Source organism: Arthrobacter sp. zg-Y40, from assembly GCF_020731535.1.
GTDB lineage: Bacteria > Actinomycetota > Actinomycetes > Actinomycetales > Micrococcaceae > Arthrobacter_B.
In genome coordinates, this window is the sequence record NZ_JAJFZS010000001.1 from 241,362 (window position 1) to 262,818 (window position 21,457).

15 protein-coding genes and 1 tRNA gene are annotated in these 21,457 nt (G+C 67.4%); 5 read left to right on the forward strand and 11 right to left on the reverse strand.

Annotated features, from left to right (window positions below; genetic code table 11):
• Nucleotides 1–34: 34 nt before the first annotated feature.
• The 4 genes from LJ754_RS01085 to LJ754_RS01100 form a co-directional block, all read right to left on the reverse strand.
• Entirely contained in the window at nucleotides 35–778 is a 744-nt protein-coding gene (locus LJ754_RS01085; RefSeq protein ID WP_227924997.1) for a PIG-L deacetylase family protein, read from the reverse strand.
• Between the two features lies 1 nt (nucleotide 779).
• A complete protein-coding gene (locus LJ754_RS01090; protein WP_227913664.1) occupies nucleotides 780–1,724 on the reverse strand; it encodes an electron transfer flavoprotein subunit alpha/FixB family protein in 945 nt (314 codons plus the stop codon).
• A gap of 65 nt (nucleotides 1,725–1,789) precedes the next feature.
• Nucleotides 1,790–2,629, reverse strand: a complete 840-nt coding sequence (locus LJ754_RS01095; RefSeq protein ID WP_227913662.1) for an electron transfer flavoprotein subunit beta/FixA family protein — start codon at nucleotides 2,627–2,629, stop codon at nucleotides 1,790–1,792.
• A 209-nt stretch (nucleotides 2,630–2,838) separates the two neighbouring features.
• Nucleotides 2,839–4,008: a S1C family serine protease gene (locus LJ754_RS01100; protein ID WP_331461502.1), complete on the reverse strand. Its 1,170-nt coding sequence runs from the start codon at nucleotides 4,006–4,008 to the stop codon at nucleotides 2,839–2,841.
• Nucleotides 4,009–4,726: 718 nt separating this feature from the next.
• Between LJ754_RS01100 and LJ754_RS16805 the strand changes: the two genes are divergently transcribed.
• Both LJ754_RS16805 and LJ754_RS01110 read left to right on the forward strand, forming a co-directional pair.
• A complete protein-coding gene (locus LJ754_RS16805) occupies nucleotides 4,727–6,856 on the forward strand; it encodes a TPM domain-containing protein (protein WP_269439666.1) in 2,130 nt (709 codons plus the stop codon).
• 103 nt (nucleotides 6,857–6,959) lie between these two features.
• Complete coding sequence (locus tag LJ754_RS01110; RefSeq protein ID WP_227913659.1) at nucleotides 6,960–7,700, forward strand: PspA/IM30 family protein; 741 nt, start codon at nucleotides 6,960–6,962, stop codon at nucleotides 7,698–7,700.
• 47 nt (nucleotides 7,701–7,747) lie between these two features.
• On the opposite strand, the gene LJ754_RS01115 is transcribed toward LJ754_RS01110, so the two are convergent.
• The 4 genes from LJ754_RS01115 to LJ754_RS01130 form a co-directional block, all read right to left on the reverse strand.
• Nucleotides 7,748–8,263 carry a DUF6328 family protein gene (locus LJ754_RS01115; protein ID WP_227924999.1) on the reverse strand — a complete coding sequence of 172 codons (516 nt, stop codon included), beginning with the start codon at nucleotides 8,261–8,263 and terminating at the stop codon, nucleotides 7,748–7,750.
• Nucleotides 8,264–8,346: 83 nt separating this feature from the next.
• Nucleotides 8,347–8,423: transfer RNA gene (locus LJ754_RS01120), tRNA-Met, on the reverse strand.
• A gap of 64 nt (nucleotides 8,424–8,487) precedes the next feature.
• The gene (locus LJ754_RS01125; RefSeq protein WP_442860181.1) at nucleotides 8,488–11,490 is read right to left on the reverse strand and encodes a UPF0182 family membrane protein; all 3,003 of its coding nucleotides are present in this window, start codon (nucleotides 11,488–11,490) and stop codon (nucleotides 8,488–8,490) included.
• 221 nt (nucleotides 11,491–11,711) lie between these two features.
• Nucleotides 11,712–12,926 (reverse strand): YlbL family protein, encoded by a 1,215-nt coding sequence (locus tag LJ754_RS01130; protein WP_227925000.1) that lies wholly within the window; start codon nucleotides 12,924–12,926, stop codon nucleotides 11,712–11,714.
• A 281-nt stretch (nucleotides 12,927–13,207) separates the two neighbouring features.
• Between LJ754_RS01130 and LJ754_RS01135 the strand changes: the two genes are divergently transcribed.
• A complete protein-coding gene (locus LJ754_RS01135; protein WP_227925001.1) occupies nucleotides 13,208–14,692 on the forward strand; it encodes a zinc-dependent metalloprotease in 1,485 nt (494 codons plus the stop codon).
• An 87-nt stretch (nucleotides 14,693–14,779) separates the two neighbouring features.
• Here LJ754_RS01135 and LJ754_RS01140 read toward each other — a convergent pair whose 3' ends face one another.
• Nucleotides 14,780–15,358 carry a M48 family metallopeptidase gene (locus LJ754_RS01140; protein ID WP_227925002.1) on the reverse strand — a complete coding sequence of 193 codons (579 nt, stop codon included), beginning with the start codon at nucleotides 15,356–15,358 and terminating at the stop codon, nucleotides 14,780–14,782.
• Nucleotides 15,359–15,510: 152 nt separating this feature from the next.
• Here LJ754_RS01140 and LJ754_RS01145 point away from each other — a divergent pair, with 152 nt between their 5' ends.
• Nucleotides 15,511–16,605 (forward strand): ThiF family adenylyltransferase, encoded by a 1,095-nt coding sequence (locus LJ754_RS01145; RefSeq protein ID WP_227925003.1) that lies wholly within the window; start codon nucleotides 15,511–15,513, stop codon nucleotides 16,603–16,605.
• Nucleotides 16,606–16,635: 30 nt separating this feature from the next.
• Here LJ754_RS01145 and LJ754_RS01150 read toward each other — a convergent pair whose 3' ends face one another.
• Both LJ754_RS01150 and nudC read right to left on the reverse strand, forming a co-directional pair.
• Nucleotides 16,636–18,762 carry an ATP-dependent DNA helicase UvrD2 gene (locus LJ754_RS01150; protein WP_227913650.1) on the reverse strand — a complete coding sequence of 709 codons (2,127 nt, stop codon included), beginning with the start codon at nucleotides 18,760–18,762 and terminating at the stop codon, nucleotides 16,636–16,638.
• Nucleotides 18,759–19,721, reverse strand: coding sequence for an NAD(+) diphosphatase (nudC, locus tag LJ754_RS01155; RefSeq protein WP_227913649.1), 963 nt, complete (start codon nucleotides 19,719–19,721; stop codon nucleotides 18,759–18,761). Before nudC ends, LJ754_RS01150 begins: the two co-directional genes overlap by 4 nt.
• Nucleotides 19,722–19,878: 157 nt before the next feature.
• Here nudC and LJ754_RS16895 point away from each other — a divergent pair, with 157 nt between their 5' ends.
• Nucleotides 19,879–21,411: a phosphotransferase gene (locus LJ754_RS16895; RefSeq protein WP_331461491.1), complete on the forward strand. Its 1,533-nt coding sequence runs from the start codon at nucleotides 19,879–19,881 to the stop codon at nucleotides 21,409–21,411.
• Nucleotides 21,412–21,457 lie beyond the last annotated feature (46 nt).

Here is a 21,457-nt window from a genome sequence, read left to right on the forward strand (position 1 = left end):
AGCCCGGAGGGGGCTGGCCGGCGCGGCAGCCGGTTTAGAACCCGGCGATCGTCTCGGGCGTATTGACGCCCACCACGTGGAAGACCTCGGCACTGGAGCCCTCGGACATACCGTGGCGGCGTGCGTTGTCCTGCAGGAACCGGCGCACCGAGGCGTCCATGCCCTCAATGTCCAGGTGCTGGCTGGCATGCACCCGGATGGCGGAGAGCTTGGTGTCCACGGTGGCGCTGACATCCACGGCCCGGTTCTCCCGCTCACGCGGCGCACCGTAGAACCACAGCCACGGCACCTTGTACGCCTGAAGTCCCCGCTCGGCCAGTTCGGGATAGGCGAAGGGGTTCTCCGCCGCGGGATACACCGCCCGGGTCACTATTTCGCCGCAGGCGAGGTGGTCCGGATGGCTGGCCTGCAGGCGGTCCCAGTTCCGTTCCGGGTGCATTGCCAGCACTACGTCCGGCCGTACCCGGCGGATCTGCTCCACTGCCCGGGCGATCACCGAATGGTTCACCTCCAGGTAGCCGTCCCGCTCCCCCAGGAACACCACGTCCTGGGCCCCCACTGCGCGGGCTGCGGCGCGCTGTTCCTCGCTGCGCAGCTCACTGACCCCGGTGCGGTCCGCGGGGTCGAATCCCCCGGCGTCCCCGGAGGTCATGATGCAGTACGTGATCCGGGCGCCGTCGGACGCCCAGCGGGCCAGCGTGCCGGCGGCACCGAAATCAATGTCATCCGGGTGGGCGGCGAAGGCCAGGACCCGGCCGGGCGTTGGGAACTGGTCCACGCTAGGCCCTGCGCTTCCGGATTTCCGCGGCCGCCTGCGGCAGGACCGAGAACACGTCGCCCACCACGCCGAAGTCGGCAATTTCGAAGACCGGCGCATCGGCGTCCTTGTTTACCGCCACAATTACCTGCGCTGTCTGCATGCCCGCCTTTTGCTGGATCGCCCCGGAAATGCCGGCGGAAATGTACAGCTGCGGAGACACGGTCTTGCCGGTCTGGCCCACCTGCGCGGAGTGCTCTATCCAGCCGGCATCCGTGGCAGCGCGGGACGCTCCCACGGCCCCGCCCAGCAAATCCGCAAGCTCTTCGACGGGACCGAAGTTCCCGTCCATGCCGCGGCCGCCTGCCACAATCACCCGCGCTTCGGCCAGTTCGGGCCGCCCGCTGACACGTTTGCCGGTACGCCCGGTCACCCGTGCCGCGGGGCCGGCCTCGGGAACCGGCAGCTCGATCCGGGCCGGTGCACCGGCTTCGACGGCGTCGGCGGGCTCAACGCTGTTGGCCTTCACCGTGATGATCGGCGTTCCGGCCTGCACCCGGCACGTGGAGGTCCAGGACCCGGCCAGCACCGACTTGGTGACGGCGAGATCGGGGGCAACGGCAACGGCGTCGGTAATCACGCCGGAGCCCAGTTTGATCCCGGTGCGAGCGGCAATTTCGCGGTCTTCGAAGGAATTGCCCAGCAGGATCGCGGCCGGCTGCTCCGCGGTGGCCGCTTCGGCAAGGAAGGCCGCCTTGGCGGCAACCAGGACGGTATCCAGGTCTCCGGCAGGCTCGTAAACCTTCCGTGCGCCGTGCGCAGCCAGCGCTTCCGCCAGTTCCGTCTCCAGCGGTCGGGCGGAGGCAACCACCGGTTCACCCACGCTGCCCGCAAGGGTCAGCAATTCGCGGGCGGCCCGCGGCAGGGGCAGGGCAGGGACATCTAGGAAAACGAGGACGGACGCCATGGGATGCGCTCCTTCGGGACGTGGGCGGCGGCGCGCGGGAAGCGCCGGTGCAAGGGTCGGGGGGTCTAGATCAGTTTCTGCGCGGCAAGGTAGTCCACCAGCTGCACGCCGGCCGATCCGTCGTCGGTAATGATGGTTCCCTGTGAACGGGGCGGCCGGGGTGCCGACGCGGCGACGGTGGTCCAGGCCCCGTCGCGGCCCACCTGGCCGGCCTCAATGCCCAAGTCTGCGAGGCTGAGCACTCGTACGGTCTTTTTCTTCGCGGCCATGATGCCCTTGAAGTTGGGGTAGCGCGGATCGTTGGCCTGGTCCGTCACCGAGACCAGCGCCGGCAGCGGCGCCTCGACCGTCTCAGTAAAGGAGTCGCCGTCGCGGCGGGCCTTGACGAGCGGGCCGTCAGCGCTGTCGGCTACCTCCAGCTCGGACGCAAAGGTTACCTGCGCCAGCTGAAGCCGTTCGGCCAGCTGCGCCGGCACCAGGGAAGTCTCACCGTCGGTGGATGCCATCCCGCTGATGACCAGGTCCACCGGCCCGTCTGCGTCGGCGATGGCGCGTACGGCCGCGGCGAGCGCGAGCGACGTCCCGGCGGCGTCGGAGCCGGCCAGGGCTTCGTCGGAGAGGTGGACGCCGGAGTAGGCACCGATCTGCAGGGATTTCTTGACGGCGTTGACGGCTGCGGCCGGTCCCATCGAGAGGGCAGTGACGCGGTTTCCTGCCGCTTCGCCGCCTCGTGCCTCGGCCAGCTGCAGGGCCGCTTCCAGCGCGTATTCGTCCAGCTCGGAAAGGATGCTCTCGGAGCGGTCCAGGGTGTGTCCCGGGCCGGTGAGGTGCCGGTCAAACTGTGCGTCGGGGACATGCTTTACCAAAACAACAATGTTCAGCGGACGGTTGGCTGCTTCCTGCATTCCGCGCCTTTCCGGTAGGAAATCGGTTCCCGACGGCCGGGAATGCTCCCGCCGACGCGCGCCTTCCGGTGGGACGGCGCGATTAAAGCTAATCACACCATGTTCCCCGGATGCCCCCGGTACGGAGGAAGGACCGCCTCCGGGGATTTCCGGAAGCGGCCCTTCGCCCGCTGGAACGGTTAGCCGTCCCTGGAATTACTCGTGACGGGTCACTGCTCGGCGGAGTCGCCGAGCGTAACGTCGGTGCTGGCGGCCTTGCCGTCGCGGGTGTAGTCAATGGTGACCTTGCCGCCCGCGGGCTGCATGCGGATGGCTGCAGTCAGTGACTGTGCATCCGTGACCGGCATACCGTTCACCGAGGTGACCACGTCGCCCTTCTTCAGGCCTGCCTTGGCGCCCGGGGACCCGGAGACAACGTCGGCCACATCTGCGCCTACCGTGAAGGTAGAGGAGGAGTTCGACGCTGTGGCCGGCTTCACGGACACACCGAGATAGCCGTGGGAGGCCGATCCGTTGTCGATGATTTCATCCGCGATGCGCTGGGCGTAGGTGATCGGAATCGCGAAGCCGACACCGATGCTGCCGCTCTCCTCCCCTGCGCTGCCCGAGGCCGCCGAGGCGATGGCGACGTTGACGCCGATCACCTCGCCGCTGGTGTTCACCAGTGCGCCTCCCGAGTTGCCGTGGTTAATAGCCGCATCCGTCTGGAGCACGTTCAGGAAGATCGAGCTTTCACCGGAGCTCTGGTCCTGCGAGGAACCATCCGGCGGAGCGAAACGGAAACCGTTGCCGTCATCTTCGGGCACCTGAGAAGAGTCCGAGTCCGACTCCGGAGCCGCGGAGGACTGGACGCTGATGGTGCGGTTGAGCGTGGAGACGATGCCGTCGGTGACGGTTCCGGCCAGGCCGAGCGGCGCACCGATGGCGATCACGGTGTCCCCGACGTTCAGTTTCTCCGAGTCCCCCAGTGCTGCCGGCGTCAGGTCCGTGGCGTCGACCTTGATGACTGCCAGGTCCGACACCGGGTCGGTTCCGACGACGGCCGCCTGCAGGACCCGGCCGTCCGAGGTCTGCACTTCCACCGTCGGGTCGGCGGCGGTACCGCCGAGGGTCACCACGTGGGTGTTGGTCAGGATGTGTCCCTCATTGTCCAGGATGATCCCGGAGCCCGTACCCGTGCTGCCTGATGCGGCAACCTCGATGGTCACCACGCTGGGTGAGGCCTTGACCGCTGCGGCGGTCACGGCGTTGACGCTGTCCTTGTTGTTGACGACAACGGTTTCGGACTGGCCGGTCTGCCCGGCGCCGTTCGAGTCGCCATCCATAAGGCTGTTGGCACCTACGGCGACGCCGCCGCCCAGGAGGCCCGCCAGTACCATGCCGGTCACCAGCGCTCCGGCGCCGAACTTCTTTGCCCGTCCCGGGTGTTCCTGCCCCGTTCCGGCCGGCGCCTGGAATGCCGTGCCTTCTGACCCGTCGGCAGGCGGTCCGTACGGGGAAGAGCCGTACGTTGCCCCGTACGTCGGTCCGGTACCCGGTTCGGCGGACGGCTGCCCGGTCCCCGGTTGTGCAGATCCCGGCTGTGCAGATCCTGGCTGTGCAGATCCTGGCTGCGCAGATCCTGGCTGCGCAGATCCTGAGTATGACGACGGCGGCGCCGGCGGCGCCGGCGGCCGGGGAGGCAGGTGGCGCTCAGGGCCGTCGGTTCCCCCGTGTTGCTCAGTCATGTGGGTTTCCTTTCCAAATTCGGTGTACCCATGGTGTAGCCACAACGTTTACGTATCCACTATGACAGCGGATTCTGGGACCTGCGCGCATGATTGCTGGACATCTGCTGTGAAGATCCCGAATGCCGGATCCGATATGCCGCGGCATCCCGCACCGGCACAACTCCACTGCAGCACCGACGAACCGGCAGGTCAGAGGGGGTGCGCAGCCACGGCAGCCGGGCGGAGCGCGGTGGACGGGGGTTAGGGCTGCCCCTAGAATCGGTACCAACGTCGAATCGGCAACAGGCAGTCGCAACAGCAGTCACAACACAGTCTGCGGTCGGCCTGCGCGACCCGCAACCAGCGGGCAATAACCAAAGGATGTTTTATGCGGTCACGGAACAGGTTGGGGGCCGTGTTCGGCCTGAGTGCGGTTGCGATCCTGTCCCCCGCGGCGGCGTCGGCGGCGTCCTCTGCCCTTGACCCGGCGTCGTCGTCGGTATCCTCCGTGGTTGCGCCTGCCGCAATGGTGCAGTCCGAATCCCCCGTCCGCATCCCGCCGGGAGAGGTTGTTGTGGACCCGGCCAATGTGCTGGGCGGCGAGGCGTCCAAGGTTGAACAGGCCATCAACGATGTGCAGCGCAGCACCGGCTACACGCTGTACGTGGTGTATGTGGACTCCTTCACCAGCCCCTCTGATCCCACGGCCTGGGCGCAGCAGGTAGTGGACGCCAAGGGGATGGGCAGCAAGGAAGCGCTCCTGAGCATCGCCACAGAGGACCGCAAGATCGAGGTCTCCACCGGAGACCAGAGTGTCCTGACCGAAGCCCGGCGCAACGCGATCCTGGCCGCAGCCACCGATCCCCTGCTCGGCTCCCGGGACATTTCCTCCTCCCAGTGGGCCACTGCCGCCCTCAACGCCACCGATTCCCTGGCAGACATAGCCCGCGGCGGCGACGGAGAAGTTGCTTCGTCCTCCGAATCCGGCGGCACCAGCGTGGCCCCCCTGGTAGTGGGCGGCGTCGTAGTGGCCGGCGGCGTGGGGACCGCACTGCTGCTGCGCAGCCGCCGGCGGAAATCCCCGGCGTCCGTTCCCGCTCAGCAGCAGGGACCGGCGGCTCCCGTGGATCCACTGGACACCATGAGCGTGCCTGACCTGCGCAAGCGGGCCGGCAGCCTGCTGGTCGCGGCCGACGACGCGATTAAGTCCAGTGAGCAGGAACTGGCCTTTGCGATGGCCGCGTACGGCGAAGACGCCGTCACCACCTTCTCCGAAGACCTGGCGGCCGCACGGAACCACATGGGTGAATCCTTCAAGCTGCAGCAGCAGCTGGATGACCACATCCCCGACACCGAGCAGCAGCAGCGGACCTGGCTCAAGGACATCATCCGCCGGTGCGAGGCCGTCAACGATTCACTCCAGGCGCACAAAGCGGAGTTCGACGAGCTGCGTGAACTGGAGAAGAACGCGCCCGCAGCGCTGGCCGCAGCACAGGCCGCGGCAGACCAGACCGCTTCCCGCCTCAGCACCTCTGCGGCAGCTTTGGACTCGCTGCGTGCCCGCTACGCGGCCTCCGCGGTGAACCAGGTCAGCGACAACATCGACCAGGCGAACGAGCGGCTCGCCTTCGTTGCCAGTGCTGCAGCCACGGCCAACGAAAAGCTCGGCGAGGGCGACACCTCCTCCGCGGTGGTTTCCGTGCGGGCCGCCGAAGAAGCCGTTCACCAGGCCAATGTGCTGCTCGACGCCATCGACAAGCGCGGGCAGGAACTGGACGCCGCGCACCAGGAACTGCAGCGAGCGATTGCCGACGCCAACCAGGATCTCGCCCAGGCGGAAGCTTTTGCCGCCGGCGGCGGAAACCCGGGGCTTGCCGGACCTGTCGCAGGCGTGCGCGCCGCAGTGGATGCAGCCCGCCAGGCCATGGCAGCCGGCCCGGTTGATCCCGTGGATCTGCTCCGCCGGCTCGAAGCAGCCAACAGCCAGCTGGACGCCGCACTCGAGGGCATCCGGGACCGCCAGGAGCAGGAGCGCCGTGCACGGGATTCCCTGCAGCACGCCCTCATGGCCGCGCAGGCCCAGATTTCCGGAACGTCGGACTACATCCGTGCCCGCCGCGGCGGCGTGGGCAGCGAAGCGCGGACCCGGCTCGCCGAGGCCGAACGAAACCTGCAGCAGGCGGTAGCCCTGCAGGCGTCAGATCCAGTCAGCGCCCTCGCCTATGCCCAGCAGGCCAATGCGCTGGCAGCCCAGGCCGCAGATATGGCCCAGCAGGACGTTGACGGGTTTGACGGCGGGTTCGGCGGGGGCGGTTTAGGCGGCGGCTACGGCGGACGCGGGGGCAGCGGCCTGGGCGGCGCGGTCCTCGGCGGCATCCTGATCGACTCCATCCTGCGCGGCGGCTCCCACGGGGGCGGCTGGGGCGGCGGCGGATTCGGCGGCTTCGGCGGCGGAGGATTCGGCGGCGGCGGTTTTGGCGGCGGCGGAGGCTTCGGTTCCTCCGGAGGAAACTTCTAGCACTGCAGGGGCCAAAGCCCCGAAAGTACACCAAGATGTACCCGTAACGGTTTCATGGCGAACGCGGGCAATTCCGAACACAGCATATTGAAAGGCAGACACCGTGGTTAAGCAGTCAATTTTCGGACGTATCACCCAGTTGGCCAAGGCCAACATCAACGCGATCCTCGACCAGGCCGAGGACCCGCAGAAAATGCTCGACCAGATGGTGCGGGACTACAGCAACAACATCGCCGAAGCTGAAAGCGCCGTCGCCCAGACCATCGGCAACCTGCGGATGCTTCAGGACGATTACAACGAAGACATCCAGAACGCGCAGAACTGGGGCAACAAGGCCCTGGCCGCCTCCCGCAAGGCGGACGAATTCCGCGCTGCGGGAAACACCGTGGACGCCGAAAAGTTCGACAACCTTGCCAAGGTGGCCCTCCAGCGCCAGATCGCTTCCGAGAACGAGGCCAAGGGCGCCCAGCCGACCATCGCTTCCCAGGAAGAAATCGTCGAGCGGCTCAAGACCGGACTGAACCAGATGAAGGGCAAGCTGGACCAGCTCACCAGCAAGCGGGACGAGCTCATCGCCCGCGCCCGGAACGCCGCCGCGCAGACGCAGATGCACGACGCCATGAAGAGCATCGACGTTATGGACTCCACCTCTGAGGTGGGACGCTTCGAAGAGAAGATCCGCCGCGAAGAAGCCCGGGTCCGCGGTGCCAACGAACTGACCGCCTCCAGTCTGGACGCCCAGTTTGAAAGCCTGGAAGACCTCGGCGAGCAGACGGAGGTCGAGGCTCGCCTGGCCGCCCTGAAGTCCTCCGCGGGCACCAAGCAGTCCGCAATCGAGGAATAGCCCCACACGCACCTGCCGCCGCGGCGGCGGGCAGAAAGGGCGGACGCCTACCGGCGTCCGTCCTTTGCCGTCCGGGCACGCAGGGCCCGGCGCCGCAGCACCTGAGGCAGCACCAGCCACAGCAGGGCCACCACCAGCCCCACTGCCAGCGCCGCCACGGCACCGGCGGCTCCCGACAGCACGATGTCGAAGATCAAACCGATGGTCCCGACCAGGATCAGTCCCACCAGCACCAGCGTCCAGCGCAGCAGCATGTCCGAATTGTTGACCAGGGCGCGCTTGATCCGCTGCTGGAAAAAGGTCCGGTGCATAACCACCGTTGACATCAGCAGCGCCGTCACGAGCACGGAAAGCACAACCAGCGCAAGGTAGAGGCCGATCTGGATCCGGTTGAGGCCGGCGAAGCGCTGCTGGAACGGCAGCGTCAGCAGGAATCCGGTGAGGATTTGGATACCCGTCTGGAGCACCCGGAGTTCCTGCAGCAAATCGGTCCAGTTGCGGTCCAGTTTCTGCAGCATGGTCTCACCGCGGTCCGGATCACGCTCCACGGGTCGCTGTCCCATAGGTGGAAGTCTAGAACGCGGCGGGAGCGGATATAAGGAAAGTCCCCCGAGGTTCCTTGCGGATCCTCGAGGGACTTTCCTTTTGGTTGCGGGGGCAAGATTTGAACTTGCGACCTCTGGGTTATGAGCCCAGCGAGCTACCGAACTGCTCCACCCCGCGGCGTGATATCTAACTCTACCCGCCGCGGGGTCCGGGTGCAAACCGGCCGGATATGGCTGCCCGCCTAGTCGCCGCTGCCGCTGTCTGCAGCCGGTGCGCTGGCACCGTCGGTGGGAGCAGCGGGTGCTCCGCCGGCTTCGCCGCCGCTCTCCATCTGCTCCTGCGCCGCGGTGGCCCGGGTAATTGCGTCCTTCAGCCTTGCCTGCGCCTCGCCGTAGGCCGCGAAATCTCCGCGGCCCAGGGCGGACTGGCCGTCCTGGATGGCCTTGCCTGCATCAGACAGGGCGGTTGAGAGCTCCGACTGTGCCGTCACGTCGGTACCGGGTGTTTCCGGGGTGGCGCCCACGTTGCCGGAGTCGCCGGTGTCCGCACCGGAGTCTCCCCCGAAGATCTGGTTCAGCGCTTCGTCCAGGGTCGGAGCGAACCCGACCTTCTCACCGAAGTTGACCAGCACCCGCTGCAGTGTCGGATAGGACGATGCACCGGAGGACTGCACATAGACCGGCTGGACGTACAGGATGCCGTCGCCGACCGGCAGGGTGAGCAGGTTGCCGTTGATGACTTCCGAAGCACCCTGGCGGAGCAGGTTCAGTGCATTGGACACGGTGGGATCGGAGTTGAAGGTGTTCTGCGCCTGGCCCGGTCCGGGCACGGCTGTGTCCGTAGGCAGCGACAGCAGGCGGAGCTTTCCGTAGTTCTCGCTCTTCACGCCGGCTTCGCCTGTTCCCGCGTCCGCATCCGCGGAGAGGAAACCGTAGAGCACGTTCCGGGCCTCCCCGCTTTCGGTCACGAACGGAATGAACGGGGTCGTCAGCGAGAACGTGGCCTCATCCTGGCCCGGCATCTGCAGGGACAGGTAGTACGGCGGCTGCTTGACACTGGAGTTGCCGCCGGTGGGATCGGACGGCACGCTCCACGCGTCGTCGTTCTTGTAGAACGAGTCCGGGTCGGTCACGTGGTATTTGCCCAGCAGTTCACGCTGGACCTTGAACTGGTCCTCCGGGTAGCGGACGTGGGCCAGCAGATCAGCCGACATCTCGCTGTAGGGCTTCAGCGTGGACGGGAAAACGCTCTGCCAGGACTGCAGCAGGGGGTCCTGGTCATCCCATGCGTACAGGGTGACCGAGCCGTCGTAGGCGTCCACGGTGGCCTTGACGGCGTTGCGGATGTAGTTCACCTGCTCCTGCGGCAGCGCAGCTGCACCGGGGGTCAGCGAGTCGGTGGTGGCATCCTGCAGTTCCTGCTGCGTGGAGTACGGGAAGTACTTGCTGGTGGTGTAGCCGTCCACGATCCACTTCACGCGGCCGTCGATGACCGCCGGGTAGGCATTGCCGTCCACGGTCAGGTACGGAGCGACCTTTTCCACCCGCTCGCGGGGGTCGCGGTCGTAAAGGATCTGTGATTCGTCGTTGATGGCGTCGGACAGCAGCAGCTCGGTGGACTGGAACTTGATCGCGTAGACCAGCTGGTTGAAAAGGTTTCCGACGCTCGGGCCGCCCTCTCCGCTGAACGTGGTCTGCGATTCCTCTTCCGAGTTGCCGGTCTGCGGCCGGTCGATCTCCACCGGGTCGCTGCCCTCGGGGGCACCCACCACGGAGTACTGCGGAGAGTTCTCACCGAAGTAGATCCGCGGTTCGTAGGATCCGTCTTCCGTCAGCACACCGGTGGACGGTATGCCCGATTCCATGAAGCTGGGCTTGCCGTCGGCCTCGACGGTGGAGCCCCTGGCGGCCACCACGCCGTAACCGTGCGTGTAAAGGATGTGTTCATTGACCCAGCCGGTGGGCACACCGCCCACGTTGAGCTCACGGACCGCGATGACCGTGTCCTGGACTTCGCCGTCGATCTCGTAGCGGTCCACATTCAGGGTCTGCGGGAACTGGTAGTACTGGCGGAACTGCTGCAGCTGGCTGAACGCGTCGGATACAACGTTCGGATCGAGCAGCCGGATGTTGGAGGTGGTGCCGGCATCCTGGGCCAGGGCACCGGCATTGGCATTGACCGTGGCGTCATAGGGAATGACCTCGGTGTCGGTCAGTCCGTACGCTTCGCGGGTGAGGTCGATGTTGCGCTGGATGTACTCGCGTTCCAGGTTCAGCTCCGAGGGCTGGACCTGGTAGCGCTGGACAATCCAGGGGTAGATGCCGCCGGCCACGATGGCGGTGATGATCAGCATGGCGGTGCCGATGATCGGCAGCCGCCACCGGCCGATCACGGCGGAGAGGATGAACAGCACGGCAACGATGACCGAGGCGACGGCCAGGATGGCCTTGGTGGGGATAACGGCTTCGACGTCGGTGTAGAGCGCGCCGGTCCAGGTTCCGGAGGTGCTCAGCAGGGTGTCGTAGCGGTCCAGCCAGAAATTCACGGCCTGCAGGATCAGGAACGCTGCGGCAATGATCGCCAGGTGCAGGCGCGCCGGGCGGCTCACGAAGACACCCTTTTCCTCCAGCCGGATGCCCCCGTACAGGTAATGGGTCAACAGCCCGGCGATGCCGGCAATCACCACCACGCTGATCAGGAAACCGACGAGGAACCCGATGAAGGGCAGGGTGTTCAGGTAGAAGCTGTAGTCCATGTTGAACTGCGGGTCGGTTTCCCCGAAGTCCTTGCGGTTGAAGAAGAGCAGTGCCTGCTGCCACATGGACATGGCCGCCGTGCCGGCGAACCCGCCCACCACAATGGGGATGCCGATCATCAGGAGCTTGCGGACCGGTTCAAGCTGGGCCTGGTACCGGTTCAGGTTGTCCTGCAGGGCGCTGTCCGGGGCATAGATGGGCCGCGATACATAGGCCACCCGGATACTGGTGAACACCCCGGCGGCCATTACGAGGAAAGCGGCGAGGAACATGCAGATCCGGGTCAGGTTCTCCTTGACGAAGACTTCCAGGTAACCCAACTGGTTGAACCACAGGACATTGGCATACACCTGGGAGAAGTACACGAAGCCAATGACGAGCACGGCCACAACAATCAGCGTGGCGATCAGCGGGCTGCGCCGCCGTCGCCTGCCGGTGGCAGTTGCTGCGCCGGGTCGGGAGAATGGGCCGTTTGGTCCGGAAGTCACAGTTACCTCATCGTTCGGTGCGTCGGCTCGCGGCCTCGCCGGGTTGCACCGGTGGGAGTGGTTCCGGGAGCATTTTCAACCCCTTTTCCCCGCCGGAAGGCCCTGAAGCCGTCCCTACTCATTCTGCCTTGGATTGTTCCCCGGCTGCCACTTCCTGCGGACTCCGATTCCAAGCTTGTCCCGATCGTAACGAGGCCGGGCCGGTCAGCTACCCGTTTACGCTACAAGCTGCACTGCGGCAGATCGGCCGGGTTAGTACCGGCCGCGAGTTTTCCGACGGCGTCCCTCGCCTCGTCCAGCGTGGACACCTTGACCACTGCCAGTCCTTCGGGGATGTGGTCCACCACCTCGGCGCAGTTCGCCTCCGGGGCCAGGAAGAATTCCGCACCCGCGTCCGAGGCGCCGATGAGCTTCTGGCGGATTCCGCCGATGGGCCCGACGTTGCCCGCAGCATCGATGGTTCCCGTACCGGCAAAGTGCCTGCCGCCGGTGAGCTGCTCCGGGGTGAGCCGGTCCACGATCCCCAAGGCGAACATCATGCCGGCGGACGGGCCGCCCACCCGGTCCATTCCCTCACCGATCCGCACCTCGAACGGAAAATCGAAGGTCGTCGCCAACTCGATTCCGAGCTGGTAGACGCCGGAGTCCGACTTTCGGGGCGTCAGCGTCTCCATGACCTCGGAGCCGCCGCGCCGGACCGTGACATCCACCGGTGACCCGCCGGCGTCGTTCAGCGCTGACCGGAGGGTGTCGATGCCGTCGACAGGCGTGTCCCCCACTGCCAGCACAGTGTCGCCGGCCTGCAGCACGCCCTCGGCGGGGGCACCCTCGACGACGGACCCCACGGAGAGCTCCTGGGTATACGGGATCTCCAACAGCGTCAGTGCTGCTGCCACGGCGGACTCCTGGGACGAGGTCATGGCAGCGGCGTTCTCTTCATCCACCTGCTCGCCGGTAGTTCCCGGCGCGTAGAGGAAATCGGCGGGGTACACGACGTCGTTGGTGTTCACCCAGCCCCCCAGGGCCTGGAAAATGCTGATGTTGGTGCTGGGACCGCCGGCCACGTAAACCGTGGTCAGGTCCAGCTCACCGTCAGTCGGGTAGCTGCGCTCCCCTTCGATTTGGATGATGTCCTTGCCGCCGGCGGTTCCGAGCGTGTTGAACGTGGGTCCCGGGGACTCCACCACGTACTGGGCCGGCAGGAGCAGCCCCGCCCCGCCGAGGACAAACGCGAGAACGCCCGAAACGAGGATGCCGCGGGACCGGGGCGAGCGCTTGGCCGGCACCGGCTTTCCGTCGCCCAGACCTTGGTAGGGGTAGACGGAGTAGCTGCCGTCAGGCTGCGGTGCCGGGGCGCCCGGTCCCTGCGGGCGGGAGTTACCCGTTCCGCCTCCCCCGTACCCCGCGCCGCTGCCGTCTTCATGTGTGGGGCGCAACTGTCCAACCTTTTCCTGCGTTTGTGCCGTGCATATAGCCGGACATGTGTGTGTGCCGTACGTGTCTGCGTACCCGCCTTGTGTTGCCGGGCACCACCCTGCAAGCCTACGCCCGCACCGCAAGCCGGGCGTGCAGCCGGGCTTTGCCTACAGCGAACGAAATACGGCCGTGCGGGACAGGCCTCGGGCACTGCCGGTAACGTAAAGGCAATATGGTCGGCTGCTGCCGGGCATCGTAAGCGTTATCCTCTTATCTCCTTCCACAGGACCGGTGGTATCCCATGAGTTCCAATCCTTCCGACCGCGGGGACAACCCCCAGGATCCGCTGTCCGAAATGCTCGCGCGCCTGTTCGGCGGCGGCGGTGCCGGCGGCATGGACCCCTCCGAGCTGGCCAAGGCAGCGGGACTTCCCTCTGATCCGAATGCCATGGCGATGATTTTCCAGCAGGTGCAGGCCATGTTCAGCACCCCCTCCGACGGTCCGGTGAACTGGCAGCTGGCCAAGGACAATGCACGCCGGGTGGCCGCGACCGGCAGTGATCCCTCCACCGGCCCCGCCGCGGCCCGCGAGGTCGACGAAGCCCTGCACCTGGCCGAGCTCTGGCTGGACCCGGCCACGGACTTCGCATCAACTGCCGCCCTCGGCCGGGCCTGGTCCCGCGCCGAATGGGTCGAGGCCACCATGGACTCATGGCGCCGCCTGACGGAACCGGTGGCCGTCAGCATTTCCGAAGCGCTATCCAACGCGATCACCACCCAGATGCCCGAGGAAATGAAGTCCATGATGGGCGGAGCGTCCTCCATGCTCGCGAACATGGGCGGGGCGATGTTCGGCATCCAGCTCGGCCAGGCCGTGGGTGCCCTGTCCAAGGAAGTGGTCAGCTCCACCGACATCGGCCTGCCGCTCGCCGCCGGGACCATGGCACTGCTGCCGGCCAACGTTGCCGCTTTCGGCGAGGGCCTGGACGTCCCCGACACGGAAATCCGGCTTTACCTCGCCGTCCGGGAAGCAGCCCACGCCCGGCTGTTTGCCCATGCTCCGTGGCTTGCCTCGCACCTCTTCGGTGCCATTGAAAGCTACGCCCGCGGCATCCACATCGACATTTCCAAGATCGAAGAAGCCGCCCGCGACATTGATCCCGCGAATCCCGAATCCATCCAGTCCGCCCTTTCCGGCGGGGTCTTCCAGCCGCAGCGCACGCCCGCCCAGGACGCCGCCCTGGAACGGCTGGAGACGGCGCTGGCCCTGGTGGAAGGGTGGGTGGACGAAGTCACCGCCGCAGCCACCGCCAACCTGCCGTCCGCAGGAGCACTGCGGGAAATGATCCGCCGGCGCCGGGCCAGCGGCGGCCCGGCCGAGCACACCTTCGCTTCGCTGGTGGGCCTGGAGCTGCGTCCGCGGCGGCTGCGCGACGCAGCCGCCCTGTGGGCGCACCTCACCGAGGAACGCGGCATTGAAGGGCGCGACGCCGTTTGGCAGCATCCGGACCTGCTTCCCACCTCGGAGGACCTGGACGATCCCAAGGGCTTCAGCAAGCGGCGGGAACTGCTCGAAGCGGCAGACTCCGACGTCGATGCGGCGTTGAAGCGCCTGCTGGAAGGCGGCTTCGATGAGCCCGCCGAAGATGCTGCTCCCGAAAACCCCGAAGAGAACGCTGCCGAAGACACCGGCGCCGACGGGAACGCTGCCGACGCGGGCCCTGCTGACGGCGGTCCGGAAGAAGGCACCGAGGAGGATGGCAACCCGAAGCCGGGCTCCAACTAAAAACCGGGTCCCACTAAAAACCGGGTTCCAACGGATCCCGGCTGGACCGGCAAGAGGACTGGTTCCGGCGGGCACAGCCCGCGGGAGCTAGTCCTCTTCCATTTCCCCCTTCAGCCCGCGGGCGCTGGCAAAGGCTGCTCCGGACAGGAACGCCTTGGCGGTTTCCGTTTGCTGGTACGTCTCCAGCAGCCGCCAGAACGCGGCTCCGTGCGAGGGCACAATCAGGTGTGCGAGTTCGTGCAGCAGCACATAGTCCACCACCCAGTCCGGCATTCCCTGCAGCTTGTCCGACAGCCGGATGCTGCCCCGCGCCGGGGTCGCAGAACCCCAGCGGGAGTTCTGGTTGCTGACCCAGCGGACGGACTCGGGCCGGGCCTTCCCGGCCAGGTAGGTGCGGGACAGTTCCCCCGCCCGCGCCATCAGCCGGCTGTCGCTGGTCTGGGGAGTCGATTCCCGGGCCACGCGCTGTTCCAGCCGGGCAACCATGCGCTGAACCCATTCGGCTTCCTGCTCGCGGCTGAAGTGGGCCGGGATGGACACCAGCGCCACCCCGTCCCGGAAGACGGCGTTCACGGTCCGCTTGCGCCGCGCGGAACGCCGCACCTGGATGGGGATTCCCGAGCTGGTGGTAGCAGGGACGGACGCACCGGCAGAAGGATGAGGCATATTTCCAGCCTAGACGGCGCCGGTGACGGTCCTGCACCTTGTGGATAACCGCCGGCGGCAAGCCGTCCCGTGCCAGCATGGTCAGCACCCCGCCCGCGGCGGGCCATGGACTGGACACACCAGGCCACACCGGGACACAAGGGAGCACAGCCATGCGGATCAATCCGGGAGTGCACGTATTGGAAGTATCGCCCGGTGCCAGGCAGCTGGGCATCGGCGCCGGATCGCTGCTGCTGCGCAACCTCCAAGACGCCGACGTCGCGTTCCTGGCCGCCCTGCGCAGCGGAGTCCCGGACGGCACGGAGCAGGATGCTGCGGCGGGTGTGTTCCTTTCCGCGGAGCGGGCTGCGTCGCTGCTGGAGGTTTTGGAGCCGCTGCTCATTCCGCAGGAAACCACGGCCTCTCCCGTCCCTTCCCTGCGTTCGGAACGCCTGCAGCCGGATGCCCAGCGGCTGGCAGCGGCTTACGCCGCCAACGGGGAGGAATCGGTCCGCCGCCGTGCGGCGGCCACCGTGCTGGTCGAGGGCCTGGGGCGGACCGGTGCCCTCCTCGCCCGCACACTGGCTTCCGCCGGCGTCGGAACCCTGCTGTTGGCCGACCCGGCTGCCGTGGCCCCGACGGATGTGGGTGCGTCCTATGCGATGACGGATATCGGCATGAACCGCGCGGCAGCGGTCAAGCGCCACGTGTTCCGGATCGACCCCACCCTGCAGGTTCTGGTGCACTCCGGTATCCGGGTCCGCTCCGAGCCTGTGCCGGTGGATCTGGCGGTGACGGTCCAGGCGGCAGGCTTCGGTGCGGCAGGCGGCCGTCCGGCCGAGCCGACGGCGGCTGCCGACGGCATTCCCCGCTTGGTGGTCTCCGCGCAGGAGGACGGGTGGGATGTGGGTCCGCTGGTGGTTCCGGGGGCCACTGCATGCCTGGAATGCCTGGACCTGCACCGCGCGGACACCGACCCCGGCTGGTTCGCGGCCGCCGATGCCCTGGCCCGCCGCGCCGGGGGCCCGGCTGCCGGCACCGTCTTGGACTGCTCGGGTCCGGACGGCGAGGAGACCGCCGGATCCGTGCTGGCGGCAGGGACCGCGGCCACGGCGGCCCTGGTGTTCCTTGACGGGATTAACCGTCCGGCGCTGTATTCCGCTGTCCTGCAGGTGCGGGCCTCGGACGGCTACTCCCGGCTGCAGCAGCTGGATTACCACCCGGCCTGCGGATGCCGGCTACAGCACCGCCTGAACCGGGTGGCCTGACGGCCAGGAAGGGTTTCCGTCCAGCGGCGCCTATGATCCGGCGCTGGCCTCGAGTACCTTCAGCACCTCTTCGCCGTACTTTTCGAGTTTGGACGGGCCGACGCCGGGCAGCGTGGCCAGCCGGTTCAACGACGGCGGCCTGTCCTCGGCGATGGCAACCAGTGTCGCGTCGGTGAAAACGACGAACGCCGGGATGCCTGCTTCCGAGGCGGCCTCCCGCCGCCATTCGCGCAGCGCCTCGAATGTTGCTTCCTCATAGGTCACCGGGCAATCCGCACAGCGGCCCACCTTGCGTTCGGCACCGGTGTTCAGCAGGGCACCGCAGCTGCGGCACTTCGCCGGGCCGGTGACCTTGCGCCGGGCCTGCCGGGCCGGGCCGGCCGTCCGGCCTGCGTCGCGTTCGGTGCGCGGACGCAGCCCGTCCAGGAACCGGGACGGCTTCCGGTTGGCCCGTCCGCCCGGTGTTCGGGCGGTGGACCAGGACAGGGCAAGGTGGACACGGGCACGGGTGATGCCGACGTACAGCAGACGCCGTTCCTCGTCCACGGCTTCGGGCGTATCAGCGAAGGAAATGGGCATCAGGCCCTCGCTCAGTCCGACCAGGAACACCGCGTCCCATTCCAGGCCCTTGGCCGAGTGCAGGGAAGCCAAGGTGACGCCCTGGACCCGAGGCGCGTGCTGCGCAGCTGCTCGTTCCTCAAGTTCGGCCACGAAGTCCTGGAGCGTGAAAATGGCCTCGGGGTCCCGGGTCCGGGTCACCTGCAGTTCTTCGGACAATGCCACCAGGGCGGCGAGTGATTCCCACCGCTCGCGCGTGGCCCCGCCGCCGGCCGGTGCCTCGGGGGTGTAGCCCAGCGACGCAAGGATGTCCTTCACCAGCTGCGGCACCGGTTCATTGCCGACGGAGCGTGACGCCGCGCGCAGCTGAAGCACGGCATCGCGGACCTCGCGGCGGGCAAAGAACCGCTCGCCGCCGCGCAGCTGGTAGCCGATGCCGGCCGAAGCCAGTGCCTGCTCGTAGGCCTGCGACTGCCCGTTGGTCCGGAACAGTACGGCGATCTCACTGGCCTGGACGCCCTCCTCCAGGAGAGCCTTGATGGACGACGCTACGTGCGCCGCTTCGGCTTCGTCGTCGGCGCATTCGGTGAACGTCGGTTCCGGTCCCGCCGGCCGCTGCGCCACCAGTTCCAGGGGCGTTGGCCACGGCGGCGCCGTGCGGTTGCGCTCCCCCTCGGCCGTCCGGGCCGCGAGGATCCGGTTGGCGAGGCCCACCACCTGCGGGGTGGAGCGGTAGTCACGGACGAGCTTGACGACGTCGGCGTCCGGGAACCGCTTGGTGAAGTCCAGCAGGTGCCGGGGTGTGGCGCCGGTGAAGGAGTAAATGGTCTGGCTTGAATCGCCCACCACGCACAGCTCGTCCCGGGCACCGAGCCACAGGTCCAGGAGGCGCTGCTGCAGCGGGGAAACGTCCTGGTATTCGTCCACCACGAAGTGGCGGTACTGGTCCCGCACCATGGCCGCTACCCGCTCATCCTCCTGCAGGATTCCCACCATGATGAGCAGGACATCCTCGAAGTCGATGATGTTGCGGTCCACCTTGACGTCTTCATAAGACTGGAAGATGCGCGAGATAGCGGTCAGGTCGAAGCCCGCCGGCGGCTCCCGGTCCGCTGCCGCCCGGACGTAGCTGTCCGGGGTGAGCATGGACACCTTGGCCCATTCGATTTCGGCAGCGACGTCGCGGATGGCCGCGCGGTCCGTGGATAGCCGGAGGCGGCGGGCTGCCTCCGCGATGATCTGTGCCTTGTGGTCCAGCAGCCCGGGCATGGCACCGCCAACGGTGTGCGGCCAGAAGTACTGCAGCTGCTTCAGGGCCGCGGCGTGGAAGGTGCGGGCCTGGACACCGTTGGCGCCCAGGTCCCGCAGCCGGGTCCGCATTTCCGCCGCGGCGCGGGCAGTAAAGGTCACGGCCAGCACCTGCTGGGGTTTGTACACACCGGTGGCCACGCCGTACGCCATGCGGTGGGTGATGGCACGGGTCTTACCCGTGCCGGCGCCTGCCAAGACACACAGCGGGCCCGTCAGGGTGGTGGCGACTGCCCGCTGCTCGTCGTCGAGCCCGGACAGGATGAGTGCTTCGGGTGATTCGCTGCTCATGGGCGGGCGCCGGCCTCCGGTTCGGTTATGGTCCCGCCGTACCAGCGCTCGATCAGGTTCCGGGCAATGGAAATGGGGCCTGCAATGGTGATTTCTCCGCTGGACACTGCGGCTGCGAGTTCGGACCGGCTGAACCAGCGGACATCGGACATTTCCACACCGTCCGCCCGGGCAGCCGGGTTGGCGGTGCGGGCCGTGAAGCCCAGCATCAGTGAACAGGGGAAAGGCCACGGCTGGGAACCCAGGTACTGCGGGGAGTGGACAACCACCCCGGACTCCTCCTCCACCTCCCGGATCACGGCTGCTTCCAGCGACTCCCCCGGCTCCACGAATCCAGCCAGGGTGGAGTACCGGTTACCCGGCCACGCCGCGGCGGAGCCCAGCAGGATACGGTCCTGCTCATCGGTGACCGCCACGATGATGGCCGGATCGGTGCGCGGAAAGTGCGAGCTTCCGTCTTCGGGGCAGCGCCGGACCCAGCCGCCCTGCTCGGGCACGGTGGGCGCACCGCAGCGCGGGCAGTGGGTGTGCACTGCATGCCAGTTGGCAACTGCGGCAGCTTCAACGAACAGTCCCGCGTCCAGGGCCCCGAGTTCGGTGGCGGATTCGCGCAGGCTGGCCCAGGCTGCGCCGTCGACGGCGAACGCCGGATCGGGTTCCGGCAGCGTGACCAGCACGATGTCCGATCCCAGCGGCACCTGCGCGTCTTCCAAGGTGCGGCCCAGGTAGACGGGTGCGTCGCCGAAGCCGTCTGCCGGCGGGTCCAGCAGCACCAGGGCGGAGTCCCGGACCAGGGCACGGCCCTTCGCAAAGTACATAACGCGGGTGGCGGCATCCGCCCGGATGGTCTCGAAAAGGTCGGGAGCGATCCGGCGCTCGGATCCGCGGTCCACCGCCGTCCGGGCCAGCGGTAACAGTCCAAGGGGGGAAACAAATGCTGCCGGTGCCGGAATACTCATACCACCTACCGTACTGACTCCCTCCCCCCAAACTGTAGTTGGCCCCCGGCCCCGGGGGCTGCTTGAGGTTTTCCTCACGGTTTGGACGACTCGCCGCCGCACTGCGGTTATTCAGGACACATCTGCCCATACGGTTGAAGATGTGAAACGGACCCCCATGGAATTGGCTGCAATGGCCAGCGCTGCCGTCCCAGGGCTGACCCCAACCGGCGTTGCCGGTTCCCCCGACGACGCCGCGGATTTTGACGCCGCGCTGCTCGTGGACGACGCCGGACGCAGGTGGCGGGTCCGCTCACCCAAGCACCTTGAAGCGAGCATGCGGCTGGAGACCGAGCTGCTGGTCCTGCGCACCTTCGTCCCTGCGGTCCGGGCCGAGCTGCCGTTTGTGCTGCCCTACGTGGCCGGAACCGTCCGCCAGGGTGAACTATGCACCTTTGTCTACTCCCACCTGCCCGGGGCTACCCGGAGCATCGATACCCTGATGACCTCCGGGCGTGCCGTAGCGGCGGAGATCGGCCGCGCCATGGCCGCCGTCCACGCTTTGCCACGGGAACTGGTCACCCGCGCCGACCTGCCCAGCTACACCGCGAACGAGTTCCGGCAGCGCCGCCTGAACGAACTCGACCAGGCTGCCACCACCGGACTGATTCCCTCAGTCCTGCTGCGGCGCTGGGAACATGCCCTGGAAGACGTGTCGCTGTGGCGGTTCAAGCCCACGGTGGTCCACGGGGACCTGCATGAAGACAACATCCTGCTGACCGGCGAGCGGGTCAGCGCCGTCACGGGCTGGACCGACCTCCGCGTGGGCGACCCGGCCGACGACTTTGCCTGGCTGATTGCCGCCAACGATCCGCGGTTCACCGAGACGGTCCACGGCGCGTACCTGGAGGCAAGCACCGATCCGGAGGATCCGCACCTGATCCGCCGCGCCGCGCTCTCTGCCGAATTCGCGCTGGCCCAATGGCTGGTCCGCGGTGTCGCGGCGGAAAACTCCACCATGGTGGATGAGGCCGTGGAAATGCTCGACACCCTCGAGGAGGATGTGCTGGAGCAGGAAGCGGCGGACCAGCGGGCGGGCCAGTACCGTGCGGCAGCGGACGCCGTCCCCCGGACCGTCAACGTGCCCGTCGATGCTGATGCTCCCGCTGATGCTTCCGCCGATGCTCGCGCGGCCGCCAAGCCTGACTCCGCCAAGGTTACTGTGGCTCCCATCGAGCCCGCCGGGGAGCAGGCCGATGGCACCGATGACGAAACCGGCGAGGGCACCGAGGCCGGAATTGAGGCTGCCGATAACGACGGTGACCGCACTGCTGCCGACGAGGTTGCCGGGGACAGCGTTGCTGCAGACGACGACGAGACGGGGGCCTCCGGCCGTGTCCAAGGTCCGGGCCTGGCCGAAGTCATTGCGCTGCCGGCACGCGGCGCCGCAGTCCCGGCCGGGGACACGAACGCCGAAGCCGACGCCGAAGCCGACGCGGGAAGCGAAGACTCCGAGGCCGCACCTGCGGAAGCGGAAGCGGAAGGAGGACCCGAGGCAGCAGATTCCGCCGCAGAGACGGCCCCCGCCGCAGAGACGGCACCCGATGCAGAAGCCGCCGTCGATACTGCTCCGACCGGCGACGACGGTGCAGGAACCGGGAGCGACACCGCTACCACCGCACTGCCTCTGATTCCGGTTCGGAAGCAGTAGCCCGCCTTCAGCCCGCAGCCCGAAGTGCCCCGCCGATTTCCGGCGG